Annotated in this window: 10 protein-coding genes; 5 read left to right on the top strand and 5 right to left on the bottom strand. The window is 29.9% G+C overall.

Going from position 1 to position 10,818, the window contains the following annotated elements:
* Positions 1-55: 55 nt before the first annotated feature.
* From BSD9I1_RS18780 to BSD9I1_RS18795, 4 genes are all read left to right on the top strand, one after another.
* The gene (locus tag BSD9I1_RS18780) at positions 56-988 is read left to right on the top strand and encodes a metal ABC transporter solute-binding protein, Zn/Mn family (RefSeq protein ID WP_052085854.1); all 933 of its coding nucleotides are present in this window, start codon (positions 56-58) and stop codon (positions 986-988) included.
* A gap of 62 nt (positions 989-1,050) precedes the next feature.
* Complete coding sequence (locus BSD9I1_RS18785) at positions 1,051-1,560, top strand: hypothetical protein (protein WP_186431616.1); 510 nt, start codon at positions 1,051-1,053, stop codon at positions 1,558-1,560.
* On the top strand, positions 1,547-1,858 hold the full coding sequence (locus tag BSD9I1_RS18790) for a nucleoside triphosphate pyrophosphohydrolase (RefSeq protein ID WP_035311294.1): 312 nt from the start codon (positions 1,547-1,549) through the stop codon (positions 1,856-1,858). Before BSD9I1_RS18785 ends, BSD9I1_RS18790 begins: the two co-directional genes overlap by 14 nt.
* Before the next feature lie 269 nt (positions 1,859-2,127).
* On the top strand, positions 2,128-2,709 hold the full coding sequence (locus BSD9I1_RS18795; protein WP_186431617.1) for a hypothetical protein: 582 nt from the start codon (positions 2,128-2,130) through the stop codon (positions 2,707-2,709).
* Between the two features lie 45 nt (positions 2,710-2,754).
* Here BSD9I1_RS18795 and BSD9I1_RS18800 read toward each other — a convergent pair whose 3' ends face one another.
* The 3 genes from BSD9I1_RS18800 to BSD9I1_RS18810 are packed head-to-tail and all read right to left on the bottom strand — an operon-like array spanning position 2,755 to position 5,637.
* The gene (locus BSD9I1_RS18800) at positions 2,755-3,546 is read right to left on the bottom strand and encodes an ABC transporter ATP-binding protein (RefSeq protein WP_186431618.1); all 792 of its coding nucleotides are present in this window, start codon (positions 3,544-3,546) and stop codon (positions 2,755-2,757) included.
* Positions 3,547-3,550: 4 nt separating this feature from the next.
* On the bottom strand, positions 3,551-4,618 hold the full coding sequence (locus BSD9I1_RS18805; RefSeq protein ID WP_186431619.1) for an iron ABC transporter permease: 1,068 nt from the start codon (positions 4,616-4,618) through the stop codon (positions 3,551-3,553).
* The gene (locus BSD9I1_RS18810) at positions 4,618-5,637 is read right to left on the bottom strand and encodes an iron ABC transporter permease (protein ID WP_242966565.1); all 1,020 of its coding nucleotides are present in this window, start codon (positions 5,635-5,637) and stop codon (positions 4,618-4,620) included. The genes BSD9I1_RS18805 and BSD9I1_RS18810 overlap by 1 nt, the downstream gene beginning before the upstream one ends.
* A gap of 194 nt (positions 5,638-5,831) precedes the next feature.
* Between BSD9I1_RS18810 and BSD9I1_RS18815 the strand changes: the two genes are divergently transcribed.
* The gene (locus BSD9I1_RS18815) at positions 5,832-6,791 is read left to right on the top strand and encodes an ABC transporter substrate-binding protein (RefSeq protein WP_186431620.1); all 960 of its coding nucleotides are present in this window, start codon (positions 5,832-5,834) and stop codon (positions 6,789-6,791) included.
* 565 nt (positions 6,792-7,356) lie between these two features.
* On the opposite strand, the gene BSD9I1_RS18820 is transcribed toward BSD9I1_RS18815, so the two are convergent.
* Together BSD9I1_RS18820 and BSD9I1_RS18825 are read right to left on the bottom strand one after the other, a co-directional pair.
* The gene (locus BSD9I1_RS18820; RefSeq protein ID WP_186431621.1) at positions 7,357-9,945 is read right to left on the bottom strand and encodes a bifunctional diguanylate cyclase/phosphodiesterase; all 2,589 of its coding nucleotides are present in this window, start codon (positions 9,943-9,945) and stop codon (positions 7,357-7,359) included.
* Between the two features lie 265 nt (positions 9,946-10,210).
* Complete coding sequence (locus BSD9I1_RS18825; RefSeq protein ID WP_186431622.1) at positions 10,211-10,633, bottom strand: GNAT family N-acetyltransferase; 423 nt, start codon at positions 10,631-10,633, stop codon at positions 10,211-10,213.
* Between the last annotated feature and the right edge of the window lie 185 nt (positions 10,634-10,818).

Raw genomic sequence — 10,818 nt, forward strand, 5'->3', positions numbered from 1 at the left:
TTGATGGGTGATTTTTTAAAGTAAAGACTTATTTTTAATTTACGAGGTGAAAAGTTTGTTAAATAAGATCATGCGGTCTATAGCGATTCTCGCCATTATGGTAATTTTCCCCGGATGTGCTAATGATTCAACGGTAAATGGTGAAAAACAAGACTTACCCAAAAGCCCTAACAGTAAAATTCCTGTTGTGGTAACTTTCAATCCAATGAAGGAATTTGTAAAGGCAATTGGAAAGGATAAAGTAGATATCACCACTATGATACCCACTGGAATGGCTCCACATAATTTTAAGCCGCAAAAAGAAGAGTTAACCCATTTAAAGACAGCAAAGCTATTCGTGTATAATGGTATGGAAGTTGGTGAATGGGTAGATGAAGCACTTGAAAATATTAATAATAAGGATTTAATTGTTGTAGAAGCATCAAAGGGAGTAGAGTTTTTAGAAAATCCCAAGACAAAAGTAGGGGAGTACTATGGAAACTATGATCCGTATACTTGGTTAAGTTTAAAAAATGCTCAAATAGCATCAAAAGATATAAAAGAGGCGCTAGTTAAAATAGATCCTAAAAATAAAGATTATTACGAGAAAAATTATGATAATTTTTTTGCAGATTTAGATAACTTATATACAGAATATAAGCGTAGATTTTCTCAGGTTAACAAAAAAGTAGTATTAACGGGACATCCAGCATTCGCATATCTATGTAGAGAATTTGGACTTGAGCAGATAAGTATAGAAAAGTTTATTACAAAATCTATACCGTTGCAAGAAGAAATAAATAACTTGTCTAAATATTTTAAAGATAATTCTATAAAGGTTGTTCTTGTAGAAAATGGCGAAAATATTGATATTTTAAATGCTCTAGAAAGAGATGCGGCAATTGAAGTTAAAACAACATATTGTATGGAAAAAGGGCAATCGGATAAAAGTTATATAGATAGCATGAGAATTAATTTAGATAACATATATGAGAGCTTAGCGAAGTAGGAAACTACTTCGCTTTTATGTTATAATTAAGTTAATGTATTACAATAATGGGGGACTTAGGAATGCAGCCTATATATATGATATTTATCATTTTTTCTATGTTTTTTATTATAATGATAGGGAGGGAAACTTATTTTATAATAAGATATTTTAGTTATGATGGAATTAAAGTAAAAGGTAGGTTTTGGAACAATGCTTTCTGGTGTGTATTTAATATAGGAATATATAGTGTGCCTATTTTTATGGGATTAAAGTCAATGAAATATGAGTATAAAATTATTATTTATATAAATTTAATAACAATATTATTCAATATAGTAAGTATATTTTCTAAAGGAGCTAATATTTTGATAAATGAGGAGGGAATAGTTTATCAAGGAAAAATATATCCTTTTTCAAAAATGGAGTATTGCCATATAGATAAAACGAATAAATTACAGTTTAAAGGTAAAAATTATAAAGATATAATAAAAACTACTTCAATCATAGAGTTCGACATAAACGAAGAGGATAAGTACGAAATAAATTCCTTAATTAGAGGAGGAGTGAAAAACACAAATGAGTCTATGTAATAAACTTGTAAGAGATAAAATACCTGAAATACTGGAAAAAGAGGGTAAAAGGTATGTGATACAATATGCAGAAAAAGAAAAGATGCTAGATTTATTAAAAGATAAGCTTAAGGAAGAATCAAGAGAATTTTTGCAAGATAACAGTTTAGAAGAACTTGCAGATATAGTTGAAGTAGTTTTTTCTTTAGCTAATGAACTTGGTTACTCAGAGGAAGAAGTTTTAGTTAAAAGAACTGAGAAAAGAGAAGAAAAGGGCGGATTTGAGGAAGGTATAGTACTTGAAAGAGTATGTGAATAGAAAATTTTTATGAATAGTTTATATTTAATAGTTTAAAAAGATTTTTATTAAAATGATATTTATAAAGCAGCAAATAAGAACTTTAGATAAAAATCGGAGATAATCCGATTTTTTTATTGCTTTTTTTCTATATATTGGAATTGTTTAATTACCAACCATATATTTATTTAATTAAATAGGAATTTAAAGCTGTTTGTGTACATATAATTGTATAAAAACAACAAGTATGAACTATTAACTATTAAATAAAAATGCGGGGGGATTAAATTATGCATATAAAGGATTTAATTGAGAAGTACGGAAGTAATTTAAGCCATCTTACTTTAGAAGACTTTAAAGATGTAGACTTTACTAAAACCTATAGGGATATATTAGAAAATCATAAATACACAATAACTCACCTTCCTAATCTACCAGAGCTTTTTCAAGTTATAAAAGATAAGAGCTTATATTTAGGATATATTCCAGAGGGGGATTATTCTAACTTTAATTTTCAGGATGTAAATTTAAATGGATGCACTTTTAATGAAAAGTCAATTTTACCTGGTGATTATGACTTGTTTCAAAATATAAGATATATGAGCTTAGAAGAAGTAACCTTGCCACAAGGAGATTATTCCAATTATGATTTTACAGATGTAAGTGTTTCTGGGACAACCTTTACTCCAAACTCAATAATCCCTAGGGACTTCTTTAGCAAGGTGTATAAGAAAAGTGTAAAATATGCATTATTACCTTTAGCTGATTATACTGACTATGATTTTCAAGGAGCAGACTTAAACATGGCATTTTTCAGGCAAGGGTCTGTACTTCCAGAAGAACTTAAAAAATCAGCAGTAAAGATTTCATAGCTATTAAGCCTAGTTGTTTTCAACTAGGCTTTTACAATTTATTCTTTATATTGCTTCATCAAGATTTTGATATGTTATGCACATAGGAGTTTTAAATAAAGGGCACTCAATTATTTTTGAATTTATTCCAAATACATCTTTAATAAGTTTTTCGCTAATAACTTTTTTAGGGTATCCTTCAGCATAAACCTTACCATCTTTTATTGCAATTATATGGTCTGCATATCTGCAAGCTAAGTTAATATCATGTAAAACTATAACAATAGTTCTCTGCTCTTTTTTATTTAGCTCCTTTAGCAAGTCAAGCACTTCAATTTTATACTTTATATCTAAATGATTTGTAGGCTCATCTAGTAAGAGAGTATCAGTTTGCTGTGCCAAAGTCATAGCAATCCACACTCTTTGTTTTTGACCACCAGAAAGATCTGAAATTCTTTTATGTTTAATATCACTTAAGCCAGTTTTCTCTAAAGCATAATCTACAATTTTCTCATCTTCCTTGCTCCATTGACTAAAAAAGCTTTGATAAGGATATCTACCTTGCTTTACAAGATTAAATACAGTTAAATCAGAAGGTGCTGAAGGAGATTGAGTGAGAATAGCAAGTTTCTTAGCTATCTCATTTGAAGACTTTTCAAATATATTAATATCATCTAAGAGGACTTGTCCAGATTGAGGTTTTCCAAGTCGTGAGATAGTCTTTAGTAATGTGGACTTTCCACAGCCATTACTACCTACTAATATAGTTATTTTATTTTTTGGTATTGTTACATTTATATCTTTAAGTACTATATAATCATCATAAGCTAAAGTTAAGTTTTTGGTTGATATACTCATTTTATTACCTCCTTTTAAGAGAACTTTGATTTTTAATTAAAAGATATATAAAAAATGGGGCACCTATTCCAGCAGTAAATATTCCCACCGGCAAATCCAAAGGAGAAAATAAAGTTCTGGCTGCCACATCTGATAAAACAACAATTATTCCACCCACTAATGTGGATAGTGGAGCTATATTTTCAAAGGATGAATTAGTTAATTTTCTAGATATATGAGGAGCGATAAGTCCTACAAAACTAATTCCACCACCAACGGCTGAAGCACCACTAGCTAAAGCAGCACTTAAAATCATAAGTATAAATCTATTTTTTTCTACTAAGCTTCCTAATCCCATAGATATACTATCGTCTAAATTTTGCATGTTTAGCTCTCTAATGTATATCATGGTTATTAAAAATAAAGCCAAAAACCAAAGGGATAACAGCTTAACATGGGTCCAATTAGTGCCATATACTGTTCCAGTAATCCATAGTTGAGCTTCTTTTATAAATATAACAGGCCCATTAATTATAAGTATTGACGTCAATGCTTTTGCTGCACCTGCTATAGCGATACCAATTAATATAAGCCTGTAGGGAGTAACCCCTTTTTTAAAGGATAAAAAATAAACTAAAATCACTACTAAGAAGGCTCCAGCAAAGGCAAATATAGGCATATAAAATATACTAGTTGTTAAGGCGTTATTCTTAGGGTCAGTAAATAGTGTTAAGAAAATAAGTGCACCTACAGACCCACCATCTGTTATTCCCATAATATTTGGAGCTGCAAGGGGATTCTTGACAACCCCCTGGAGTATTGCTCCAGATAACCCTAAAGAACCGCCAACTAAAAATGCAACTAAAGTTCTTGGTAGCCTTATAGTGTTAACAATTAAGGAATTTCCACCAGTAAGATTTCTATCAAATAAAATTTTAATTACTTCAATAAAGGATAAATTTTTCTGTCCTATGCTTAAACTAAATATTAAGGACAATAATGAGAGAATTATAGTAATTAGCACTATAAGAGCACTTCTTTTTTCATATATTAAAGAAAAATTTCCTTTTCTAAATATCAAAAACTTTTTCATTAGTTATTTTCCGCCTTTCTAGCTATATAGATAAAGAAGGGAGTACCTATAATAGCTGTAACTGCTCCAACAGGAAGTTCCTTTGGATATATGATAAATCTTGAGGCAATATCCGCAGATAATAAAAATATAGATCCTAAGACTATACTATAAGGTATTATCCATTTAAATTCAGAACCAACTAAGAAACGAGTGAAATGAGGAATAACTAAACCTACCAATGCAATTGGACCTGCAACTGCCACAGAAGCACCAGCAAGTATAACCACTAATAAGATTATGCTAAGCTTTAAGAATTCTGTATTTAGTCCTAGACCCTTAGCCATTTCCTCACCAAGAGAAAATATATTTAATTTATCTGAAAGTAAAAAACAAACTATCCAAGCTATAACTAAAAATGGCATTACTTTTAATAGCAAATCTAAGCTTCTACCTTCAACAGATCCAGTAAGCCAGTATAAAATTTCTTCCATAGTTTTCTCATCTTTGTATAATACAATCTGAGTAAAAGACATAAAGAATGCAGAAATTGCAGCACCGGAAAGAGTTAAGTCAAAGGTTTGAACGGACCCCTTTAAGCCTCCAGCTAGTCCATATACAAGAATTACTGCTATAAAAGCTCCGATAAAGGAAAAGAGTACAGCAAAATCTTGAGATAAATTAGGGAAATAACTATATATAAAAACCATAAAAAATGCAGAACCAGAATTAATACCAAGTAATCCTGGAGAAGCCATAGGGTTTTTGGTAAGAGTTTGCATAAGCACCCCAGAAAGGCTTAAGCTGCCACCTATAAATAAGGCAGTTAAAGCTCTAGGAACTCTAGAAGTCCTTAAAATTATCTGCTCAGTGGTATTTTCATAGTTTGTATATGTATTTAATAAATCCCAAGGGGAGGTCTTTATATAACCTAAAAGTAAACTGCATAAAAAACAGCATGCTAAAAAAACAATAAGTGCAGCTAATACTATAAATTTTGATTTATTACTTTCTAAATTAATTCTTTTAATCTTAATCAAGATAAACATCCTTTCATATATACTATTAAGTGCGTATAAAGTTTATTGAAATAGTTCACTTTTAATATAAACTATTATTAGCTAACCGTCAATGAAAATCATTAACAAGTGTAATTGAAAATCATTTGCAATTATAAAAAGTTTATGATAATATATAAATCGTCATAAAAATAAATTAAAAAAGAGGTGTACATATGAAGGCAAGAAAAATTTTAAAAACTTTAGCAATATTAACTGCATTTGCAAGTATTACAGCATGCTCAGGAAAGAGTAATGAGGTAAAACCAGAAGCAATTGCAGAAAGCAATAAAAGAGTAATAGAACATGCCATGGGGAAGACAGAAATAAAGGGAGAGCCTAAGAAAATAGTAGTGCTTACAAATGAAGGCACAGAGGCATTATTAGAACTGGGAATTAAGCCAGTAGGTGCTGTTCAGTCATGGACAGGAGATCCATGGTATAAACATATAGAAAAAGAAATGGAAGGCGTTGAAAACCTAGGACAAGAGAGCCAAGTTAATATAGAGGCAATAGCAGCTTTAAATCCAGATTTAATAATTGGGAATAAAATGAGACATGAAAAAATATATGATCAGCTTTCTAAAATTGCACCTACAATATATTCAAATACATTAAGAGGTGAATGGAAAGATAACTTTAAGTTTTATGCAAAAGCATTAAATAAAGAAAAAGAAGGAAATGAAATAGTTAAAAAGTTTGATGATAGAATATCAAGTATATCAAAATTAGCAGGAGATAAATTAAAGACAGAAATATCCATAGTAAGATTTATGCCTGGTAAAACAAGAATTTACCTAGGAGATACTTTCTCTGGAACTATCTTAAAGCAAATAGGATTTGCAAGACCTGAAAATCAAAGAAGTAATGAATTTACTGTGGAAATAGGAAAAGAAAGATTAAAAGAAGCTGATGGACAAGTTATGTTTTACTTTACCTATGAAACAGGTGATGGTAAGGGAAATGCTAGAGAAAAGGAATATCTAGAAGACCCTATGTTTAAAACATTAAATGTATCTAAAAACAATAAGGTTTATAAAGTAGATGATGCTATATGGAACACAGCTGGAGGAGTTAAGGCCGCAAATCTTATGCTTGACGATATAGAAGATTTAATTAAGTCAAACAAACTATAAAGTATTACGACATTTTTGATGTTAAATCTTCTGTATGGGTTCCACATTTAAGAAAGCGTTCACTACGCAAAGAAGCTCTAATATCTCTCAATTTAAATCGCCTAAACTTTCTAAACTCGCTTACGCTCAGACAGTAGAAAGTTCTTTACGGTGCTTTAAATTCAGGGATAAAGAGCTTCTAATTACTTGTTCAATGCTTTCTACAATGCAGAACCCATACTAAATTTAACATTAAAAATGTCTTCATCCGCACTGCTGAAGGAAGGAATTTCGTTTTGACGAAATTCCTTTAAATTTATACTTATCAAAGGGCTGGGAAGCCCGGAGACCGATAGGTCGGGAAATACCAATCATCCAATTTTCTATTAAGAATCTTTTATCATACTTTCATATCTTTAACTCATAAACTAAATTTTTTTTGTCTATTTCCTACAAATTCTTGTACCCTCCAAGGCTGCCGCCCTAAAATATTTTAGAAATTCAGCTCCCTTAATTTCTTCCTTCAGCAGTTCACATGAAGAAAATTCTATACGACCCAGAGCATTAAAAACGTCGTAATTTCTTTTTAACGTATAATAGGTGCTGTCATTAAATTTCTGTTATCTATGACTTCTAAAAACTCAGAAACTTCTTCAAAGGGCAAAGGCTTGCTATAATAGTAACCTTGAATTTCATCACATTTTTGTTTTTTTAGTAGAGTCCATTGTTCCCTGGTTTCAACACCTTCAGCAATTACTTTAAGTTTAAGATTTTTAGCAAGAGATATAACTGTATCGACTATAGATTTAGAATCCTCATCACTCACCATGTCACGGATAAAACATGCGTCTATCTTTAAGGTGTTTATTTTAAAATGTTTTAAATATTGTAAGGAAGAAAAGCCTGTACCAAAGTCATCTAAGGAGATACTAACTCCCATCGAATGAAGTTTGTTAAGTATATTAATTGTAAGAGCTACATCTTGAACAGCTATGCTTTCTGTAATTTCGAGTTCAAGCCATTTTGAATCAAGACCTGTTTCTTCTAATATTTTTTGTACTTTATAAGCAAAGTTAATATCAAGAAATTGCTTTACTGAAAGATTTACAGCAACTTTAACAGGTTTAATGCCCATATCTTGAAGTGATTTATTTTGTGTACAAGCTTCTCGTATAGCCCATTCTCCAAGTTCCATAATAAGGCCTGTTTCTTCAAGAATCGGTATAAACTTAGATGGGGGCATTATGCCAAATTGTGGGCTATTCCATCTCAAAAGTGCTTCCATTCCTATTACACGTTCTGTATTTAAAGATTGTTGAGGTTGATAGTAAAGCATAAACTCATTATTTTTAACTGCATGCCTAAGACTACTTTCCAATTTTAAGTTCTCATTTAATTCCTCATTCATTGAGTTATTGAAGAACTTATATGAACTTAATCCAGAGTTAAGTTTTGCTCTATACATTGCCATATCAGCATTCCGCACAAGGGAAGTATAGCTTTCCCCATCCTTTGGATAAACTGAAATTCCAATACTTACGCCAATGTAAAATTCTTTGCTTTTGAATACAAATGGAGTAGATAATGTAGTTATTATTTGATCAGCTATAATAGCTAAGTCACTTTCTTCGGTTATATTAGGTATTAATATTGTAAACTCATCGCCACCCATTCTAGAAAGTGTACCAAGAGAACCTATAGCTAAATTAATTCTCATTGAAACTAATCTTAAAAGCTCATCTCCAAAATGGTGTCCCAGGGTATCATTTACAATTTTAAATCTATTTAAATCTAGAAGCATAACTCCAAAGGTTTTATTATCGCCAGCAGCAACTTCATTAAATTTATCATTAAAGGCAATTCTATTTGGAAGTTTGGTTAAGGGATCCTCATAAGCCATAGTTTCAAGAGCATTTCTTGCTATATTGGCTTGATTAAACTTTTCCTTTAATTTATCTGAAGTTATTTTAAAGTTTTCAATTAAGGTAGTATATTCATGAACTAAACTTGAATTCCAATTTATAGTCTCATTGTTAAAAATCTTATTTGGTAGATTTGCAGTTGTAATAGTGAGTTCTTTTATAGGCTTTGTCAATGCATCAGAAGCTATTAAAGCCAATATAAGTCCTAAAATAATTAAAAGTGTTATAATAGATAAGGTTTGAATAAAGAAGTATTCCATTTGTTCGTAATAAGATTTAATGGGTGTTTCTATAATAACCCGAAATTTAGTATTATCAATAGTAAGTTTTAATTCTTTAACAACTAAAGAATACTTCCACTTATGCATAGGAGATAAATTTTTATATGTAGGAGACAGCAATATCCCGTAGTTTCCTAAATATATATTAGATTGTTCATATCCTGAAATAGTATAGTTAACTGAAAGGTTCCTATTAGGATTACCAATAGATATAACTTTATATTTATCATCAGTTAGAATTACAGATTGATTGTTACCAAAATAGTCAGTATTTATGGCTTCATAAAGTGAATTAATATTTATGGATTTTGTAATTATAAATTCTGATCTCTTATTTATCTTATATTTTAGATCTTTTAGTGTATCAGTGAGTTTAATTTTATAAATTATAGTGGTAAGAAGTATAGAAGGAATTAATATACAGCCTGCAACTATATTAAAAAATATTCGACTTACTGGTATCAAAGAATTTTTAGTACACTTTATAACTTTCCTTTTAAGTTGAAAATGAGTTAAAATTATGCTTGCAAAAAATGAATTTAATATACCATTTATGATTGCTTTTAAACAAATTATAATCATGTGAGAAAACTCTGCATCAAATATAAATTTCGAAGAAATTGCAGATATAGGCACACCAATAAAAATCCAAAATATTAAATCGCTAACTATTAAGTATTTATTTCGTTTCTGTAATAGAAAAACTATAAGTATTTCTAAAGGAAATATGATAAGTGAATCCCATCTATTTAATAAAGGATAGTTATGCAAGCTTGCCAATATACTTATAACAAAGGCAGGAATAGGGCCGTATATGTCCATAATTAAAAATATGGATATACTTCCCAAGAAAACGTATAAACCTAGAAATAAATTTATTGCAAAATAATTTAATGCAATAGCTAAAGTGGATAAAATGAAGAAATAAATTATTGACCTTTTATTGATAATCAAATCTTTATTGTATAACAATTTCACCCACTCCTAAACTGTATAATAATGATTTAATATGTATAAATCAGCACATCTTAATTTATTAAGATGTTTCATGCATGATTTGTAAAAATCTATGATTTTGTTATAAATCAGCACATCTTAATTTATTAAGATGTTTCATTATAATGTTAACATATTATGAAAATTTTAGGAAGTTATTTTATGTAGAATGGAAGATTTGATTTAAATAATTTATCGAAATTGTTCTTTGATTATAACTTATAAAATAAGGTCCTTTTTATTATTCAGTAAATCCATTAAGCTGCATTAACTCAGCATTTTTAAATAGTGCCATACCAGTTTTCATCTTTTTAAAGCCTAAACTTTCATAAAATTTGTCCTTACCAATAGCTGCATATAATATGAAATTACACTGAGGAATAGATTCTATTATATTCTCAATAATCATTTTACCAATACCCTTTCCTTGATACTGAGGAATTACTGCTACATCATAAATTCCAGCTTGATAGGCTCCATCTGAAAGAGCTCTTCCAAAGCCAACTAGCCTATCATCATCGTAAACAAATACTACAGTGTAACTATTGTCAAATGCTCTTTTATGAGTCTCTGCATCAAAATATCCCATTCCAACTTGCTTTAAAATTTCAGGTATTAAACTCCAATTTACATCTAATGAGTCATGTGAGATTCTTAAGTTCATTATAAAATTCCTCCAGTAAAGTTTTATTTAAATAATATTATATAGTTATTAAAAGGATATTGCGACGTTTTTAATGTTAAATCTTCCGTATGGGTTCTGCATTTAAGAAAGCGTTCACTACGCAAAGAAGCTCTAATATCTGTCAATTTAAATCTCCTAAACTTTCTAAACTCGCTGACGCTCAG

It is taken from the genome of Clostridium sp. BSD9I1, assembly GCF_900185645.1.
Taxonomy (GTDB): Bacteria; Bacillota; Clostridia; order Clostridiales; family Clostridiaceae; genus Clostridium_AK.